The following is a 17004-nucleotide window of genomic DNA, read 5'->3' on the forward strand; positions in this document are numbered from 1 at the left end:
GGGGAGAAATAACATGACTGCACTCGTCATTGCTGAACACGACAATCAATCCATCAAGGCCGCCACGCTGAACACCGTGACTGCCGCTGCCGAATGCGGCGGCGACGTGCACGTGCTGGTGGCGGGCGCCAACGCCAAGGCCGCGGCCGATGCCGCCGCCAAGATCGCCGGCGTGACCAAGGTCCTGCTGGCCGACGCCGCCTACTTTGGCGACGGCCTGGCCGAGAACGTGGCCGAGCAGGCGCTGGCCATCGCCAACGACTACTCGCACATCCTGGCACCGGCCACCCCGTACGGCAAGAACATCCTGCCGCGCGTGGCCGCCAAGCTGGACGTGGCCCAGATCTCGGAAATCTCCAAGGTCGACGCCCCGGACACCTTCGAGCGCCCGATCTACGCCGGCAACGCCATCGCCACGGTCAAGTCGGAAGACAAGATCAAGGTCATCACCGTGCGCGGCACCGCCTTTGACGCCGCCGCTGCAGAAGGTGGCTCGGCCGCCGTCGAGACCCTGCCGGCCGTGGCCGACGCGGGCGTTTCGCAATTCGTTTCGCGCGAAGTGGCCAAGAGCGACCGCCCCGAACTGACCGCCGCCAAGATCATCGTTTCCGGTGGCCGTGGCGTGGGTTCGGGCGAAAACTACACCAAGGTGCTGACGCCGCTGGCCGACAAGCTGAACGCCGCGCTGGGCGCTTCGCGCGCCGCCGTGGACGCCGGCTTCGTGCCGAACGACTACCAGGTCGGCCAGACCGGCAAGATCGTCGCGCCGCAGCTGTATATCGCCGTCGGTATCTCGGGCGCGATCCAGCACCTGGCCGGCATGAAGGACTCCAAGGTGATCGTCGCGATCAACAAGGATGCCGAGGCGCCGATCTTCTCCGTGGCCGACTACGGCCTGGTGGGCGACCTGAACACCGTGGTGCCGGAACTCGTGGCAGCACTGGGCTGATGCCTCGCCGGCCGCGACGCGGCCGGCACGGATAGCCGCAGGTAGCAAATAACTAGCCGTTCCGGGGGCAACCCGCGAACGGCTTTTTCATACATGTTGGGAGACATCGATGACCTACCGTGCGCCGATCAACGACATGCTGTTCGTCATGAACGAGCTGGCAGGCCTTGAGGCCGTCAGCCAGCTGCCGGGCTTCGAGGAAGCCACTCCCGAGACGGCCGAGGCCGTGCTCGACGAGGCGGCCAAGTTCAACGAACAGGTGGTGGCGCCGCTGAACCGCGCTGGCGACCTGGACCCGAGCAGCTGGAAGGATGGCGTGGTCACCACCACGCCGGGTTTCAAGGAGGCCTTCCGCCAGTTCGGCGAGGGTGGCTGGCAGGGCGTGCTGCATCCGCAGGAATTTGGCGGCCAGGGACTGCCCAAGCTGGTCGCCACGGCGTGCAACGAGATGCTGAACACCGCGAACCTGTCGTTCGCGCTGTGCCCGCTGCTGACCGACGGTGCCATCGAGGCGCTGCTGACGGCCGGTTCCGACGCACAGAAGGCCACCTTCCTGCCCAAGCTGATTTCCGGCGAGTGGACCGGCACCATGAACCTGACCGAGCCGCAGGCCGGTTCGGACCTGGCCGCGGTGCGCACCCGGGCCGAGCCGCAGGCCGACGGCACCTACAAGGTGTTCGGCACCAAGATCTTCATCACCTACGGTGAGCATGACATGGCACAGAACATCGTCCATCTCGTGCTGGCGCGCACGCCCACTGCGCCCGAGGGCGTGAAGGGCATCTCGCTGTTTATCGTGCCGAAGTTCCTGGTCAATGCCGATGGCAGCACCGGCGAGCGCAACGACGTGCATTGCGTCTCGATCGAGCACAAGCTGGGCATCAAGGCCAGCCCCACGGCGGTGCTGCAGTTCGGCGACCATGGCGGCGCGATCGGCACGCTGGTTGGCGAAGAGAACCGCGGCCTGGAGTACATGTTCATCATGATGAACTCGGCGCGCTTCTCGGTCGGCATGCAGGGCATCGCGGTGTCCGAGCGCGCCTACCAGCAGGCGGTGGCGTTTGCGCGCGAGCGCGTGCAGAGCCGCCCGGTCGATGGCTCGGCGCGCGAGGCGGTGACCATCATCCACCATCCCGACGTCAAGCGCATGCTGATGACCATGCGCGCGCTGACCGAAGGCGCGCGCGCGGTGGCGTACGTGGCCGCGGCCGCCTGCGACGCGGCACACCAGCATCCCGACGAAGCCGTGCGCAGGCAGAGCCAGGCGTTCTACGAGTTCATGGTGCCGGTGGTCAAGGGCTGGAGCACCGAGCTGTCGATCGATGTCACCAGCCTCGGCGTGCAGGTGCATGGCGGCATGGGCTTTATCGAGGAAACCGGCGCGGCGCAGCACTACCGCGACGCACGCATCCTGCCCATCTACGAAGGCACCACGGCGATCCAGGCCAATGACCTGATTGGCCGCAAGACCGTGCGCGATGGCGGCGCGGTGGCGCGCGCGATCTGCGCGCAGATCGCCGAGACCGAGGCCGCGCTGGGCCAGCACGGCGGTGCCGCGTTCACCGCGGTGCAGGCGCAGTTGGCCAGGGGCCGCGCCGCGCTGGAAGCGGTGGTGGAGTTCGTGGTGGCCAATGCCAAATCGGATCCGAACGCGGTCTTTGCCGGCAGCGTGCCTTACCTGAAGCTGTGCGGCATCGTGTTCTCCGGCTGGCAGTTCGGCCGCGCGATGCTGGCTGCGGACGCAAAGCGAGCCGAGGATCCGGCCTTCCACGACGCCAAGATCGCGACCGCGCATTTCTTTGCCGAGCATATCCTGTCGCAGGCATCGGCCTTGCGCGATGCGGTGGTAAGCGGCGGAGCGCCGGCAAATGCGTTGAGCGCCGAGCAGTTCTGAGCGGCACGCGCCTTGCGCATGCAAGAAGGGCGACCCTGCCGGGTCGCCCTTTTTTTCAGGCCGGGATGGTGCTGTCTCAGGCGGCTGCCGGGCGCGGCGCCAGGTGATGGCGCGCCGGCTTCAGGTAGCGGTGGACCGACAGGTCGTCGGCGCGGATCGCCGGCGACTTGCCCGACACCAGGTCCGACAGCAGCTTGCCCGAGCCGCACGCCATGGTCCAGCCGAGCGTGCCGTGGCCGGTGTTCAGCCACAGGCCGCGCACCTGGGTCGGGCCGACGATGGGCGTGCCGTCGGGGGTCATGGGGCGCAGCCCGGTCCAGAAGGTGGCCTGGCTGACATCGCCGGCGCCCGGGAACAGGTCGGTCACCACATGCTCGAGCGTGCGGCGCTTGGCCGCGTCGAGGCTGCGGTCATAGCCGACGATCTGCGCCATGCCGCCCACGCGGATGCGGTCGTCGAAGCGGGTCAGCGCAACCTTGTAGGTCTCGTCCAGCACCGTCGATACCGGGGCACGCGAGGCATCGCTGAGCGGCACGGTGATCGAGAAGCCCTTGAGCGGATACACCGGCAGGTTGGACATGCCGCGCAGGAAGGGTTTGACCAGCTGCGTTGACCAGCTGCCCAGCGCCACGACCACCAGGTCGGCCGCCATCGGCTCGCCGTCGACCACGGCGCCGGTGACGGCGTCACCCTGGCTCATCAGACCGTCGATCGAGCGGTTGTACAGGAACCGGACTCCCAGCGTGCCGGCCATGCCAGCGAGGCGTTGCGTAAACAGCGCGCAGTCGCCGGTTTCGTCATTGGGAAGGCGCAGGCCGCCGGCCAGCTTGTGGCGGACGGCGGCCAGCGCCGGTTCGCTCGCGGCGAGTTCGTCGCGCGAAAGCAACTGGTAGGGCACCCCGGCTTGTTCCAGCACCGCGATGTCCTTGGCCGCGCCTTGCAGCTGCTCGTCGGTGCGGAACACCTGCAGCGTGCCTTGCTGGCGGCCCTCGTAGGCAATGCCGGTTTCCGCGCGCAGCGCGCGGATGCAGTCGCGGCTGTACTCGGCCAGCCGCACCATGCGTTCCTTGTTGACGGCGTAGCGCCCGGCGCTGCAGTTCAGCAGCATCTGCCACATCCATTGGAGCTGGAACAGGGTGCCGTCCGGACGGATGCTGAGCGGCGCGTGTTCCTGGAACATCCACTTGATCGCCTTGAGCGGCACGCCGGGCGCGGCCCAGGGCGACGCATAGCCCGGCGAGATCTGGCCCGCATTGGCAAAGCTGGTGCCGAGCGCGGGACCAGCCTCGCGATCGACCACGGTCACTTCATGACCAGCCTTGGCCAGATACCACGCACTGGTGACGCCAATCACGCCACTGCCAAGTACGAGAACGCGCATGTTCGGGGGCTCCAACTGCGATGACTACGAGATAGAGGATTTGTCTCTATACTATTGAATGCAATCCAGTCATAGTTACCGAATTTATCCGGAAAACAGGAAAAACTCATGAGAACGAGTCGCCAGCCCCAGCGCACGCTTGACCGGCTCGACCGCAAGATCCTGACTGCGCTGCAGAGCGACGGCAGGATGTCGATGAAAGACCTGGCCGAGGCAGTCGGGCTGACCATCACGCCCTGCATCGAGCGCGTCAAGCGCCTGGAGCGCGATGGTGTCATCATGGGCTACTACGCGCGGCTGAACCCGGCGCTGCTGGGCAGCGCACTGCTGGTGTTCGTCGAGATCTCGCTGGGCAACAAGTCGGGCAATATGTTCGAGCAGTTCCGCCGCGAGGTGCTGCGCATCCCGGAAGTGCTGGAATGCCACTTGGTCTCGGGCGATTTCGACTACCTGATCAAGGCGCGCATCCGCGAGATCGGCGAGTACCGGCGGTTGCTGGGCGATATCCTGCTGCAGCTCCCAGGTGCCGCGCAGTCGAAGAGCTATGTCGTGATGGAAGAGATCAAGGAGACACTGGCGATCTCGGTCGAGGAGAAGAGCCAGGCAGCGTGACGAAGGCCAGCATGGAGCGCCCCCCGCCAAAACCCAAGCCCACCGCCCGGCCCGTTGCCAGTGGCACGACGCGGCGCGAGGCCGACCCGGAACTGCAGGCGCCGCCGGCAGGCGCGCGGCCGCCCGTGGCGCGCAAAGGCCGCGGGGCCGTCAGCAACCTGCAGGGGCGTTTCGAGCGCGACCAGCGCGAAGCGTTCGACGATGGCTGGGGTCCGGTCCCGGATGAAACCGCGACGACACCCGAGGCCGTACCGGCCACGGACGACGCGCCGCTGCCGCCGCTGCGCACCGAAGTCCATCTCGAGCGGGCCCGTTCGGTGCTGACGCGCAACGCCTCGCCTGATGTCCCGTTCGACGTTTCGCTCAATCCCTACCGCGGCTGCGAGCACGGCTGCATCTATTGCTTTGCCCGGCCGACGCACGCCTACCTCGACCTGTCGCCGGGGCTGGACTTCGAAACCCAGCTGTATGCCAAGACCAATGCCGCCCAACGCCTGCGCGAAGCGCTGGCGCGGCCGTCATATCGCTGCGAGACCATCGCGCTGGGCGTCAACACCGACGCGTACCAGCCGATCGAGCGCGAGCAGCGCATCACGCGCAGCCTGCTGGAAGTCTTGCATGAATGCGACCACCCGGTGGCGCTGATCACCAAGTCGTCATTGATCGAGCGCGATATCGACCTGCTTGCGCCGATGGCGGCCAAGCGGCTGGCGGTGGCGGCGCTCACCATCACCACGCTCGATGCCGGCATCGCGCGCACGCTGGAGCCGCGCGCGGCAACGCCGTCGCGGCGGCTGCGCACCATTCGCACGCTGACCGACGCGGGTATCCCGGTCGGGGTCAGCATCGCCCCGGTGATCCCCTTCATCACCGAGCCGGACCTGGAGCGTGTGCTGGAAGCGGCGCGCGAGGCGGGCGCCGTCTATGCGAACTACATTGTGTTGCGGCTGCCGTGGGAGGTGCGGCCGCTGTTCGAGGAATGGCTGCAGGCGCACTTCCCCGACCGTGCCGAACGCGTCATGAACCGCGTGCGGGACATGCGCGAAGGCAAAGCCTACGATGCGAGCTTTGCCACGCGCATGCGCGGGACCGGCGTGTGGGCGGACTTGCTGCGCCAGCGCTTCTACAAGGCCGCCGAACGGCTCGGCTTCCGCTACAACCGGTTTGAACTGGATACTTCGAGGTTCCGCCCGCCCGCGGCGGGCCCCAGCGGCAAGGACGATCCGCAGGGTTCGCTTTTCTGAGTCTTCAGAGCAGCCGCAGTGGCCAGCTGGTCGCCGATCATGCTGCTGGCGAGTTCCAGCGCGGCCTTGGCGCTCGATGGCGGCAGTCCAGAGGACAGCGCCAGCCGGACGGCGATCGCCGCCAGGCGTCCTTCCTCATAGCTTGGCATGTCGATTCTTGCTCCTTTGCGCTGCCGGGGCATGGCCTCGCCGCGCGTCGCGCCGCCAGGATCGGACGGCTCTACCAGTATGGGCGAATTGGCAGAAAGGGGAACCGACGATTGCGGCCGCCTTGATCACGCACAAACGATGCTCAAGACGGGAGCCAGCCGGCACAGGCCTATTGCGACAGTTCGCGCGCGGCCTCGACCTGCGCTTCGAAGAAGGTCTGGAAGCTGATGGCCAGCCCCGCCATCAGCAGGCCGGTGCCGATCAGCAGCGACAGGATCACCAGGATCACCACCGGCCAGCCCGAACGCGTGGGTGTGCCGTGCGGCTTGAAGCGGGCATCCCATTTGTCGTCCGGGCGCAGCCCGTAGACGATCGCGGCCAGGAAGGCGCTGATGACGGAAATGCCGCCGGCTACGGCAAAGGTCCAGTTCAATGCCGGCGTACCCGCGCCGGTGGCCATCGAGGCCACGCCGATAGCGCCCGCCAGCAGCGCCAGCAAGTGCGCCCAGCCATACCGGTCGCGCAGGCCGCCCAGGTAGAAGCGGTGCGCGCCCAGGCTGCCGAACAGGAAGGCCAGCGCCACGGTCAACAGCTTCGATTTGCCGCGCGCGGACGGCGCGGCGAGCGGAGAGGCGTGGCGGGCTGATGTGGCTGCGGGCATGTTCGGGTTCAGGTTGCTGGCCTAGGAACGCAGGCCGGCGGTGCGCCGGCGCAGAGGCGGCGGCACACGGGTACCAGCCGGCCCACATTGTACGCCGGCAGTCAGCGCAAGGAAGGGAGGTGCGTCAAAAGGCGCAGGCAGCGGCGCTAATGCCAGCCGCCGGCGAGCAGACTGCGGATAAACGCCGAGGCGTGCTCGCTGATATGGGTTTCGCTGTAGAGAACCAGGGTCAGGATGCCCATGAAGAGGATGGACAGCGATAGCTGGCCCGCATGTTCGGCCAGGTCGCTAAGCAGGGGTGACATGACAAACCTCACAGAATTATTGTCATTCTGGAGGCTGCGCCCGGGCTGTCTTGGTCGGGTCCGGCAGGAGGTGTCGGGCAGAGGCAGGTCAGTTCGATTGCCGTCTGCACAAGACGGCACGCTGTGAGCCCCGGACAGCGCCGGGCGGCAGCCAGTGCGCGCGGCCCGGAATCGGGGCACACACTTAAGTAGAGACAGGTCGGGCGGGGGGGAGTTCCGCAGGGCGCGGAACGCTGGTTCAGGGAGCCGCTGGGGGATGGCCGCCGCAGCAGTGTCAGCGGCGATCAGCGGCCGTTGTCGCGGCCGCGCGCCTGCCAGCCGGGACCGGCCGGCCCCTGACGGGGTTCGTTACGGGCTTCATTGGCGGGGTTGCGCTCCTGGCCGCGGCCGCGATTGTCGTCGCGGTTGCCGGCTAGCGCGGCGCGGCGGCCGCTAAGGCGGTCGTCGGCCCTGGCGCGCGCCTCCATGCGGTCGATCTGCGCCTGCACGTGTTCACGGCTTTCGGCCCGCACGCTGGCCATTTGCCAGCCATCGCCTGCCTGCATCCGGGCGGGCCGGCCGTCGGCACGGACTTGTTGCCAGAACGCGACCTGGGCATGGCTGGTGGCTACCGCGCCGACCAGGCCCGAGGCCACCAGGATGCCAGCCACCAGGTCGCGCAGGAGAGAGCGGGTGAGCATGCAGATTCCCAGGATCCTGTCGCGCTGTGTTGCTGTTGGAAGATGGGTTCATGGTACGCATGGGGCATCGGGGCGCCTATGCCAATCCCGTTACCGGTGTAACGGATTGTTTCGCTTGCACAAAGCCGCGTCACGCGGGGCTTTCAGCCAGATTCAGGGCTGGTAGCGGATGCGGTAGATCGCCCCGGCATGGTCGTCGCTGACCAGCAGCGAACCGTCCGGCGCGACCAGGACATCGGCTGGCCGACCCCAGGGCCTGCCGCCGCGCAGCCAGCCCTGTGCGAAGACCTCCTGGCGCACGGCCTTGCCGGCGCCGTCCAGCACCACGCGGACCACGCGGTAGCCGGAAGGCTCGCTGCGGTCCCAGCTGCCATGTTCGGCAATGAAGACGTTGTTGCGGTAGTCCGTCGGGAATTGCGTGCCGGTGTAAAAGCGCATGCCCAGCGCGGCGACATGCGCGCCCAGCCGCGCCACGGGCGGCACGAACTCGGAGCAGGGCCGCTTGCTGCCATATTCCGGATCGGCGACGTTGCCGGCATGGCAATACGGGTAGCCGAAATGCTGGCCGGATGCGGTGACGCGGTTCAGTTCGTCGTCGGGCACATCGTCGCCCATGCGGTCGCGGCCGTTGTCGGTAAACCATAGTTCGCGCGTGGCGGGGTGCCAGTCGAAGCCGACGGTGTTGCGCACGCCGCGCGCCACCACCTGCAGGCCGGTGCCGTCGGGCTTCATCCGGGCGATGTTGGCATAGCGGCTTTCGTCGGGGGCGCAGACGTTGCAGGGCGCGCCGGTGGCCACGTACAGGTAGCCGTCAGGGCCGAAGCCAATGAATTTGCCGCCGTGGTGACCGTCCGAGGGGAAACGGTCGCTCACCACCGTGGGTGCGGGCGGCTGGTCCAGGCGGGCCTCGATCTGGTCGAGCCGCACGATCTTCGATACCGAGGACGCATAAAGGCTGCCGTCATGGAATGCGACGCCAAGCGGATTGCGCAATCCGGTGGCCACGGTGCGCACCCGCGGGCGCGTGCCGAGCGCATCGCTGACCGCATAGAGCTTGCCTTCGCCGCCGGATCCCACGAAGAGCGTGCCGGACGGCGACATCGCCATGGCGCGCGCGCCCGGCACGTCGTCGGTCAGTACCTCGATGCGGAAGCCGGGCGGCAGGCGCAGTTGGTCCAGCGGCAGCGCGGCCAGGGCGGGCTGGCTTCCCAGTGCCATGACCAGGAGTAGCATACGCGGTACGATGCAAGCCATGAAGTGCAGAGCGGGACGCATGTGAGGCCTCCTGTCGCGGTTTTTGCCACGATGCCTGCGCCGCGTTCACGCGTCAACCGCCTAAGTGTTTGTTTGGCCTCGGGAATTGGGCTATACTCTTGCGTTTCGTGTTCGAACGCCCTTGAACACCCCGTTTTCTGAGGAATCATTCCATGGTCGTTATCCGTCTGGCTCGCGGCGGCAGCAAGAAGCGCCCGTTCTTCAACATCGTTGCCACCGACTCTCGCAACCGTCGCGATGGTCGTTTCATCGAGCGCGTTGGTTTCTACAACCCGCTGGCAACCGAAGGTGAAGAAGGCCTGCGCCTGGCGCAAGACCGCCTGGCCTACTGGCAAGGTGTTGGCGCCCAGCTGTCGCCGACCGTTGCCCGCCTGGTCAAGCAAGGCGCCAAGGCTGCCGCCTGATTGTCGCCTGCAACGCGCCCTGCCGTAGCCGGCGGGGCGCGTTTGCATTGGTACACGCGCACACGTGACTGACCCAAAGCAGGGCGCTGCCCGGCCATTGAACCGGCCGCAGGGCGAGCCAGCCAAGGCGCTGAAGCTGCCCGCGGCGCTGCTGTATGCCGAGCCCCTGCCAGAGGACCTGGTGGAGGTTGGCTACGTCGGCGCAGCGTACGGCATCCGTGGCTGGATCAAGGTCCAGCCGCATGCCGACGATGCTTCGGCGCTGCTGCATGCCCGCCGCTGGTGGCTGCTGGCGCCGCCGCAGGCGGGGCTGGTAGTGGCCGATTCGGCGCGGGCCCAGCCCGTCTGCGTGAAGATCGCGCAGTCGCGCGAGCACAGCGGCACCGTCGTGGCGCAAGCCTCCGGCGTGGCCGACCGCAATCTTGCGGAAGCGCTGCGTGGTCGGCGCGTGTGGATCCGGCGCGCGGATTTTCCGGCGCCGGAAGACGATGAGTTCTACTGGGTCGACCTGATCGGCTGCAGCGTCAGCAACGAGCAAGGCGAGTTGCTGGGCGAGGTGTCCGGGCTGATCGACAACGGTGCCCACCAGATCCTGCAGGTTGCCTTCGTGCAGCCTGACGGCAAGGCCGGCGAACGGCTGATTCCGTTTGTCGACGCGTTCCTGCGCACGGTGGATACCGCGGGCAGGCGCATCGTGGTGGATTGGGGGCTCGATTACTGAGCGGTGCCGCGTTGGTGCGGGATGAGGATGGGAGAGAGCGGATGCAGTTCGATGTGATCACGCTGTTTCCCGAGATGTTTCGCGCGCTGACCGACTGGGGCATCACCAGCCGTGCCGCCAAGCAGCAGCGGTATGCGTTGCGCAGCTGGAATCCGCGCGATTTCACGGTCGACAACTACCGCACCATCGATGACCGGCCGTATGGCGGCGGCCCCGGCATGGTGATGCTGGCCAAGCCGCTGGATGACGCGATCGATGCCGCGGTGGCGGCGCAGACGCAAGCCGGCGTATCGACACCGCATGTAGTGCTGATGTCGCCGCAGGGCAAGACGCTGACGCATGCCAAGGTCATGGAGCTGGCCCAGCGGCCGGGGCTGGTGTTGTTGTGCGGCCGCTACGAGGCCATCGACCAGCGGCTGATCGACCGTCGCGTGGACGAGGAAATCAGCCTCGGCGATTTTGTGCTGTCGGGCGGCGAACTGCCGGCGATGGCGCTGATCGACGCGGTGGTGCGCCACCTGCCCGGCGTGCTGGGCGATGCGCAGTCGGCGGTGCAGGACAGCTTCGTCAATGGCCTGCTGGATTGCCCGCATTACACCCGGCCGGAAGAATATGAAGGCGTGCGGGTCCCCGACATCCTGCTCGGGGGCCATCATGCCGAGATTGAAAAATGGCGGCGCCAGCAGGCGCTGGCCAATACCGCGAGCAAGCGCCCCGACCTGATCGAGGCGGCCCGCGAACAAGGTTTGCTGTCCCGCGCCGACGAGAAATTCCTGTCGGAATGGGCGGCGAAGGAAGGGCGGGGGGAAACTCCCGCCAGGTAAAACCCCATCCTCTGCCGGGGCCCGGGTCATCCTGGGGCATACAACGTCGGCACGATGGTTACGGAGAAGAAACGATGAACCTCATCGAACAGATCGAGAAGGAAGAGATCGCGCGCCTGACCGCGAACAAGACCATCCCCGCATTCGCGCCCGGCGACACCGTTGTCGTCAGCGTCAACGTGGTGGAAGGCAACCGCAAGCGCGTGCAGGCCTACGAAGGCGTCGTGATTGCCAAGCGCAACCGCGGCCTGAACTCGTCCTTCATCGTGCGCAAGATTTCGTCGGGTGAAGGCGTGGAACGTACGTTCCAGCTGTACTCGCCGCTGATCGCCGGCATCGAAGTGAAGCGCCGCGGCGACGTGCGTCGCGCGAAGCTGTACTACCTGCGCCAGCGTTCGGGCAAGTCCGCGCGTATCAAGGAAAAGCTGGTGTCGAAGGCTGCTGTCGCTGCCAAGGCTGCGCAGTAAGCCAGGCATGCCGGCCGGGGCAGCCCGGCCAGGCATTTCCTCAGGAAGGGCACCCCAGGGTGCCCTTTTTGCATGGGCGCGGGCAACGGCGGGCGTGTTTTGCTGCGGCGCCAGATTGCGCGCTTCTGTCATACTTGCGATGTTATGCGTCCTGCTTTCGACCCCGAATCCCTTCCCGTCATCGACACCGACCTGCGCAATGGCGCACTGAGCGCGCCGCGCCTGCACGTCGATTTTATCCGGCACCGCTTCGAGGCGCCGCCGGCATGGGCGCCCGAACTGACCGATGAATCACGCGTCTATGACCGCAGCCGCGGCCTTCGCGACGCCGCCGTGCTGGTGCCGCTGGTGGAGCGCCGCGATGGCCTGACGGTGCTGCTGACGCAGCGCAATGCCAACCTGAGCGCGCATCCCGGGCAGATCAGCTTCCCGGGCGGGCGGCAGGAGTCCTGGGACCTTAACCGCATCGACACGGCGCTACGGGAAACCGAAGAAGAAGTGGGGCTGGCTCGCGACTATGTCGAAGTGCTGGGCGCGCTGCCGGACTACATCACCGGCACCGGCTTCCACGTGAGCCCGGTGGTGGGGCTGGTGCGCGATGGCTTTACGCTGCGCCCGGACGCGTCGGAAGTGGCCGATGTCTTTGAAGTGCCGCTGGCCTTCCTGATGAACCCGTCCCACCATGAGCGGCGCCTGTTCCGCTGGGTCGACGGCGAGCGCATGTTCTACGCCATGCCCTATCCGCGCGAGAACGGCGGCCAGCGCTTTATCTGGGGCGCCACCGCCGGCATGCTGCGCAACCTCTACCACCTGCTGGCGGCCTGAGCCGCCGCGAATCGGCGTCAGGCCGCGGCCTGGCCCTTGCCGCCGATGCAGTGCGGGCAGCTCTTGCCGACCACATAGTGCGGGCTTTGCTGTTGTTCGGGCGTGACCACGGCGCGGCAGGCAAAGCACTGCTTGGGGCCGGCCGGCTCCAGGCTGGGATTCAGCGCGGTGCGGTAGTCGAAGACGAAGCAGTCGCCGCGATAGTGGCTGCCGCCGACCTCCTCGAAGTACTTCAGGATGCCGCCCTCGAGCTGGTACACGCGCTCGACGCCAACCTCCTGCATGTGGATCGCGGCCTTCTCGCAGCGGATGCCGCCGGTGCAGAACGACACCACGGTCTTGCCTTCCAGCGCGGCCTTGTTCGCCGCGACGGCGTCGGGAAATTCGCTGAACCTGGCGATGTCGTACTCGACCGCGTCGGCGAACGTGCCGACCGCCACCTCGAAATCATTGCGCGTATCGAGCATTACCACCGGACGGCCTTCGTCGTCGTGCCCCTGGTCGAGCCAGCGCTTCAGGTCCACCGGCCGCACCGATGGCGCGCGGCCTGCCTCGGGGCGGATCAGCGGCATCTTCATGGTGATGATTTCCTTCTTGGCGCGCACCAGCATGCGCTTGAAGGGCTGGTTGTCCGACAGGCTTTCCTTGGGCGCGATATCGGCGAAGCGCGCATCGGCATGCAGCCAGGCCATGAAGTCGTCGATGGCGGCGCGCGGGCCGGCCAGGAACAGGTTGATGCCTTCCGGCGCGAGCAGGATCGTGCCCTTCAGGCCGGCCGCCTCGCAGCGCTCGCGCATGGCCGGGCGCAGGGTCTCGATGTCGTCCAGCGAGACAAACTTGTAAGCGGAAATATTGACGATCTGCATGGGAGACTGCGCCCGCGCGGCGGCGTCCGAGGGGCGCCGACAGCTTGCGATAACTGCCTGATTGGAAAGGCGAAATTATAGCGTGCGCGCACCCCTCGCGTGGCGCATTCCCCAGCACGCCGATCAGCTTTGCGCCGCGCTGCCCCAACTCCGGTGGCGCGCAACATTGGCGGCATGCCTGCGGGCCGAGCCGGTACAATGTCGCCCATGTCTGCACCCCGCTTCGTACACCTCCGCCTGCATTCCGAATACTCCATCGTCGACGGCATCGTCCGTCTCGATGACGCCGTCAAGGCCGCCGCCGCCGATGGCATGGGCGCGCTCGCCCTGACGGACCTTGCCAACGCCTTCGGCCTGATCCGCTACTACAAGGAAGCGCGCGGCAAGGGCGTGAAGCCGGTGGTCGGGGCCGACGTCTGGCTGACCAACGCCGAGGATCGCGACAAGCCCGCGCGCCTGCTGCTGCTGGTGCAGGACCTCCGCGGCTACCTGAACCTGTGCATGCTGCTGTCGCGCGCGTGGCTGGGCAACCAGCACCGCGGCCGCGCCGAGATCGATCCGGCCTGGTTCCAGGAACCGGGCGAGGATGACCTGCCGCTGGCCACGGGCCTGATCGCGCTGTCGGGGGCGATGGGCGGCGATATCGGCATGGCGCTGGCCAACGGCAACGCCGAAGGCGCGCGCCGCGCCGCGCAGCACTGGGCCTCGGTGTTCCCGCAGCGCTTCTACATCGAACTGCAGCGCGCCGGCCACGCCGGCACCGACGCCTACGTGCAGCAGGCGGTGCAGTTGGCGGCAGCGCTGCAGTTGCCGGTGGTGGCCACGCATCCGGTGCAGTTCATGACGCCGGACGACTTCACCGCGCATGAGGCGCGCGTGTGCATCGCCGAGGGCGAGCTGCTGGCCAACCCGCGCCGCACCCGCCGCTTTACCACCGACCAGTACTTCAAGACCCAGGACGAGATGTGTGCGCTGTTCGCGGACATCCCCTCGGCGCTGGAGAACGCGGTCGAGATCGCGCGCCGCTGCAACCTGACGCTGGAGCTGGGCAAGCCGCGCCTGCCGCTGTTCCCGACGCCGGACGGCATGTCGCTGGACGACTACCTCGTGTTCATGGCCAAGGAAGGCCTGGAGAAGCGCCTGGCGGTGCTGTTCCCCGACGAGGCGGTGCGCGAGGCCAGGCGCCCGGAATACTACGCGCGGCTGGAATTCGAGACCGGCACCATCATCAAGATGGGCTTCCCCGGCTACTTCCTGATCGTGGCGGACTTTATCAACTGGGCCAAGAACAACGGCGTGCCGGTGGGACCGGGCCGGGGCTCGGGCGCGGGCTCGCTGGTCGCGTACGCGCTGGGCATTACCGACCTGGACCCGCTCAAGTACGCGCTGCTGTTCGAGCGTTTCCTGAACCCGGAACGGGTCTCGATGCCCGACTTCGACATCGACTTCTGCCAGCACGGGCGCGATCGCGTGATCACGTACGTGAAGGAGAAGTACGGCAAGGACGCGGTGTCGCAGATCGCCACCTTCGGCACCATGGCGGCCAAGGCCGCGGTGCGCGACGTGGGCCGCGTGCTCGACCTGGGCTATGGCTTTGTCGACGGCATCGCCAAGCTGATCCCGTTCAAGCCCGGCAAGCTGGTCACCATCGAAGAGGCCAAGAAGGAAGAGCCGCTGCTGACCGAGCGCGAGCGCAACGAGGAAGAAGTGCGCCAGCTGCTGGAGCTGGCGCAACGCGTCGAAGGCATGACCCGCAACGTCGGCATGCACGCCGGCGGCGTGCTGATCGCGCCAGGCCGGCTCACCGATTTCTGCCCGCTGTACACGCAGGGCGCGCAGAACGACGGCATGAGCGGCGTGGTCAGCCAGTACGACAAGGACGACGTCGAGGCCGCCGGCCTGGTCAAGTTCGACTTTCTGGGCCTGACCACGCTGACCATCCTGGACTGGGCCGAACGCTATATCCGCCGGCTCGATCCCAGCAAGGCCGACTGGAACTGCAGCCAGATCCCGCTCGACGACGGCCCCGCCTTCGATATCCTCAAGACCGCCAACACGGTCGCCGTGTTCCAGCTGGAAAGCCGCGGCATGCAGGGCATGCTGAAGGATGCCAAGCCTGACCGCTTCGAGGACATCATCGCGCTGGTGGCGCTCTACCGCCCGGGCCCGATGGACCTGATCCCCAGCTTCTGCGCGCGCAAGCACGGGCGCGAGAAGGTGGAGTACCCCGATCCGCGCGTCGAACCCGTCCTGAAAGAGACCTACGGCATCATGGTCTACCAGGAGCAGGTGATGCAGATGGCGCAGATCATCGGCGGCTACTCGCTGGGCGGCGCCGACCTGCTGCGCCGTGCGATGGGCAAGAAAAAGCCCGAGGAAATGGCGCAGCACCGCGTGATGTTCCGCGAAGGCGCCGACAAGAACGGGCTGTCCGCGCAGCAGGCGGATGACATCTTCGACCTGATGGAGAAGTTCGCCGGCTACGGCTTCAACAAGTCGCACGCGGCCGCGTACGCACTGCTGGCGTACTACACCGCGTGGCTCAAGGCCCACCATCCGGCCGAATTCATGGCAGCCAACATGTCGCTGGCCATGGACGACACCGACAAGGTCAAGATCCTCTACGAGGACTGCAAGCTCAACAAGATCGCGGTGCTGCCGCCGGACGTCAACGCCAGCGAATACCGCTTTGCGCCGACGGACCCCAAGACCATCCGCTACGGCCTGGGCGGCATCAAGGGCAGCGGGCAGGGCGCCATCGAAGACATCCTGCGCGCACGCGAAGAGCGGCCCTTCACCGACCTGTTCGATTTCTGCGAGCGGGTCGACCGCCGCCAGGTCAACCGCCGCACCATCGAGGCGCTGATCCGCGCCGGCGCCTTCGACAGCCTCAACGACAACCGCGCGCAGCTGCTGGCGTCGGTGCCGATCGCGATGGAAGCCGCCGAGCAGAAGGCCGAGTCTGCCAACCAGGTGTCGCTGTTCGACCTGATGGGCGACGGCGGCGACGCGCACCGCCCGGAGCTGCTCGACGAGCCGCGCTGGAGCCCCAAGCGCACGCTGCAGGAAGAAAAGCAGGCGCTCGGCTACTACTTCTCGGGCCACCTGTTCGACGCCTACCGCGACGAGGTGCGCCGCTTCAACAAGGGCACGCTGGCGGCGCTGGAAAAGGAAGTGCAGGGCAACGGCGGCGGTTTCGGCCGCGACGTGCGCGGCAAGACCATCGCCGGCGTGATCAGCGGCATGCGCACGCAGATGACCCAGCGCGGCAAGATGCTGATCGTCACGCTCGACGACGGCACCGGCCTGGTCGAGATGACGGTGTTCAACGAGGTCTTCGACGCCAACCGGCAGATGTTCCGCGAAGACGAATTGCTGATCGCCACCGGCAATGCGCGCCACGATACCTTCACGGGCGGGGTCCGCTTCACCGCGGAATCGGTGATGGACCTGGTCGCCGCGCGCGTGCGCTTTGCCAGCGCGGTGCGGCTCTCGATGAACGGCAATTCCTCGACCGGCATGCTGCGCGAGCTGCTGATGCCCCACCTGGCCCGTGCCAGCGGCGTGCAGGGCTTGCCAGTGCGGATTCGCTACGAGGCGAAGTCCGCCAGCTGTGAGGCCATGCTCGGCCCCGACTGGCAGGTGGTGCCCTCGGATGAGGCGCTGACCGCGCTGCGGCAGGTGCTGTCGGCGGACGCCGTCAGCACGGTCTACGAATAAGCACGGCCTCCATGCCTGCCGGGCGC

Annotated in this window: 16 protein-coding genes; 10 read left to right on the forward strand and 6 right to left on the reverse strand. The window is 67.2% G+C overall.

The features are described from left to right. Window positions 1-13 precede the first annotated feature (13 nt). Window positions 14-949: an electron transfer flavoprotein subunit alpha/FixB family protein gene (locus ACOCMH_RS20675; RefSeq protein ID WP_427312793.1), complete on the forward strand. Its 936-nt coding sequence runs from the start codon at window positions 14-16 to the stop codon at window positions 947-949. Window positions 950-1058: 109 nt separating this feature from the next. Continuing rightward, window positions 1059-2843 (forward strand): acyl-CoA dehydrogenase, encoded by a 1785-nt coding sequence (locus ACOCMH_RS20680; RefSeq protein ID WP_427312794.1) that lies wholly within the window; start codon window positions 1059-1061, stop codon window positions 2841-2843. 76 nt (window positions 2844-2919) lie between these two features. Here the strand turns inward: ACOCMH_RS20680 and ACOCMH_RS20685 are convergent, their stop codons facing one another. Beyond that, on the reverse strand, window positions 2920-4224 hold the full coding sequence (locus ACOCMH_RS20685) for a D-amino acid dehydrogenase (RefSeq protein ID WP_427312795.1): 1305 nt from the start codon (window positions 4222-4224) through the stop codon (window positions 2920-2922). Between the two features lie 108 nt (window positions 4225-4332). Here ACOCMH_RS20685 and ACOCMH_RS20690 point away from each other — a divergent pair, with 108 nt between their 5' ends. Both ACOCMH_RS20690 and ACOCMH_RS20695 read left to right on the forward strand, forming a co-directional pair. After that, complete coding sequence (locus ACOCMH_RS20690) at window positions 4333-4836, forward strand: Lrp/AsnC ligand binding domain-containing protein (RefSeq protein WP_012352108.1); 504 nt, start codon at window positions 4333-4335, stop codon at window positions 4834-4836. Between the two features lie 11 nt (window positions 4837-4847). Continuing rightward, complete coding sequence (locus ACOCMH_RS20695) at window positions 4848-6080, forward strand: PA0069 family radical SAM protein (RefSeq protein WP_427313332.1); 1233 nt, start codon at window positions 4848-4850, stop codon at window positions 6078-6080. A gap of 319 nt (window positions 6081-6399) precedes the next feature. On the opposite strand, the gene ACOCMH_RS20700 is transcribed toward ACOCMH_RS20695, so the two are convergent. The 4 genes from ACOCMH_RS20700 to ACOCMH_RS20715 all read right to left on the reverse strand — a co-directional run bounded on the left by ACOCMH_RS20700 (window position 6400) and on the right by ACOCMH_RS20715 (window position 9151). Further along, on the reverse strand, window positions 6400-6891 hold the full coding sequence (locus ACOCMH_RS20700) for an NINE protein (RefSeq protein WP_427312796.1): 492 nt from the start codon (window positions 6889-6891) through the stop codon (window positions 6400-6402). A 146-nt stretch (window positions 6892-7037) separates the two neighbouring features. Next, complete coding sequence (locus ACOCMH_RS20705) at window positions 7038-7196, reverse strand: hypothetical protein (RefSeq protein WP_427312797.1); 159 nt, start codon at window positions 7194-7196, stop codon at window positions 7038-7040. A 284-nt stretch (window positions 7197-7480) separates the two neighbouring features. After that, window positions 7481-7876, reverse strand: a complete 396-nt coding sequence (locus tag ACOCMH_RS20710; RefSeq protein ID WP_427312798.1) for a hypothetical protein — start codon at window positions 7874-7876, stop codon at window positions 7481-7483. Window positions 7877-8029: 153 nt separating this feature from the next. Then, a complete protein-coding gene (locus ACOCMH_RS20715; RefSeq protein WP_427312799.1) occupies window positions 8030-9151 on the reverse strand; it encodes a PQQ-dependent sugar dehydrogenase in 1122 nt (373 codons plus the stop codon). A 152-nt stretch (window positions 9152-9303) separates the two neighbouring features. Here ACOCMH_RS20715 and rpsP point away from each other — a divergent pair, with 152 nt between their 5' ends. The 5 genes from rpsP (at window position 9304) to ACOCMH_RS20740 (ending at window position 12392) form a co-directional block, all read left to right on the forward strand. After that, window positions 9304-9555, forward strand: a complete 252-nt coding sequence (gene rpsP / locus ACOCMH_RS20720; RefSeq protein ID WP_042884516.1) for a 30S ribosomal protein S16 — start codon at window positions 9304-9306, stop codon at window positions 9553-9555. A 97-nt stretch (window positions 9556-9652) separates the two neighbouring features. Further along, window positions 9653-10276, forward strand: a complete 624-nt coding sequence (gene rimM, locus ACOCMH_RS20725; RefSeq protein ID WP_427313333.1) for a ribosome maturation factor RimM — start codon at window positions 9653-9655, stop codon at window positions 10274-10276. 41 nt (window positions 10277-10317) lie between these two features. After that, window positions 10318-11100 carry a tRNA (guanosine(37)-N1)-methyltransferase TrmD gene (gene trmD, locus ACOCMH_RS20730; protein ID WP_427312800.1) on the forward strand — a complete coding sequence of 261 codons (783 nt, stop codon included), beginning with the start codon at window positions 10318-10320 and terminating at the stop codon, window positions 11098-11100. 74 nt (window positions 11101-11174) lie between these two features. After that, window positions 11175-11567: a 50S ribosomal protein L19 gene (gene rplS / locus ACOCMH_RS20735; protein WP_115662753.1), complete on the forward strand. Its 393-nt coding sequence runs from the start codon at window positions 11175-11177 to the stop codon at window positions 11565-11567. 144 nt (window positions 11568-11711) lie between these two features. Beyond that, on the forward strand, window positions 11712-12392 hold the full coding sequence (locus ACOCMH_RS20740) for a CoA pyrophosphatase (RefSeq protein WP_427312801.1): 681 nt from the start codon (window positions 11712-11714) through the stop codon (window positions 12390-12392). A 17-nt stretch (window positions 12393-12409) separates the two neighbouring features. Here ACOCMH_RS20740 and ACOCMH_RS20745 read toward each other — a convergent pair whose 3' ends face one another. Further along, window positions 12410-13258, reverse strand: coding sequence for a sulfurtransferase (locus ACOCMH_RS20745; RefSeq protein ID WP_427312802.1), 849 nt, complete (start codon window positions 13256-13258; stop codon window positions 12410-12412). A gap of 207 nt (window positions 13259-13465) precedes the next feature. Here ACOCMH_RS20745 and dnaE point away from each other — a divergent pair, with 207 nt between their 5' ends. Beyond that, entirely contained in the window at window positions 13466-16978 is a 3513-nt protein-coding gene (dnaE, locus tag ACOCMH_RS20750) for a DNA polymerase III subunit alpha (RefSeq protein WP_427312803.1), read from the forward strand. The last annotated feature ends 26 nt before the right edge of the window (window positions 16979-17004 follow it).

It is taken from the genome of Cupriavidus sp. H39 (genome assembly GCF_050271075.1).
GTDB lineage: Bacteria > Pseudomonadota > Gammaproteobacteria > Burkholderiales > Burkholderiaceae > Cupriavidus > Cupriavidus necator_B.

Bases quoted from the DNA above. Each gene is read 5' to 3' on its own strand.
- ACOCMH_RS20745 (WP_427312802.1), bottom strand. From the start codon at position 13,258: ATGCAGATCGTCAATATTTCCGCTTACAAGTTTGTCTCGCTGGACGAC.
- rpsP (WP_042884516.1), top strand. From the start codon at position 9,304: ATGGTCGTTATCCGTCTGGCTCGCGGCGGCAGCAAGAAGCGCCCGTTC.
- rplS (WP_115662753.1), top strand. From the start codon at position 11,175: ATGAACCTCATCGAACAGATCGAGAAGGAAGAGATCGCGCGCCTGACC.
- trmD (WP_427312800.1), top strand. From the start codon at position 10,318: ATGCAGTTCGATGTGATCACGCTGTTTCCCGAGATGTTTCGCGCGCTG.
- dnaE (WP_427312803.1), top strand. From the start codon at position 13,466: ATGTCTGCACCCCGCTTCGTACACCTCCGCCTGCATTCCGAATACTCC.
- ACOCMH_RS20700 (WP_427312796.1), bottom strand. From the start codon at position 6,891: ATGCCCGCAGCCACATCAGCCCGCCACGCCTCTCCGCTCGCCGCGCCG.
- ACOCMH_RS20740 (WP_427312801.1), top strand. From the start codon at position 11,712: ATGCGTCCTGCTTTCGACCCCGAATCCCTTCCCGTCATCGACACCGAC.
- ACOCMH_RS20685 (WP_427312795.1), bottom strand. From the start codon at position 4,224: ATGCGCGTTCTCGTACTTGGCAGTGGCGTGATTGGCGTCACCAGTGCG.
- ACOCMH_RS20715 (WP_427312799.1), bottom strand. From the start codon at position 9,151: ATGCGTCCCGCTCTGCACTTCATGGCTTGCATCGTACCGCGTATGCTA.
- ACOCMH_RS20695 (WP_427313332.1), top strand. From the start codon at position 4,848: ATGGAGCGCCCCCCGCCAAAACCCAAGCCCACCGCCCGGCCCGTTGCC.
- ACOCMH_RS20705 (WP_427312797.1), bottom strand. From the start codon at position 7,196: ATGTCACCCCTGCTTAGCGACCTGGCCGAACATGCGGGCCAGCTATCG.
- ACOCMH_RS20675 (WP_427312793.1), top strand. From the start codon at position 14: ATGACTGCACTCGTCATTGCTGAACACGACAATCAATCCATCAAGGCC.
- ACOCMH_RS20690 (WP_012352108.1), top strand. From the start codon at position 4,333: ATGAGAACGAGTCGCCAGCCCCAGCGCACGCTTGACCGGCTCGACCGC.
- ACOCMH_RS20710 (WP_427312798.1), bottom strand. From the start codon at position 7,876: ATGCTCACCCGCTCTCTCCTGCGCGACCTGGTGGCTGGCATCCTGGTG.
- ACOCMH_RS20680 (WP_427312794.1), top strand. From the start codon at position 1,059: ATGACCTACCGTGCGCCGATCAACGACATGCTGTTCGTCATGAACGAG.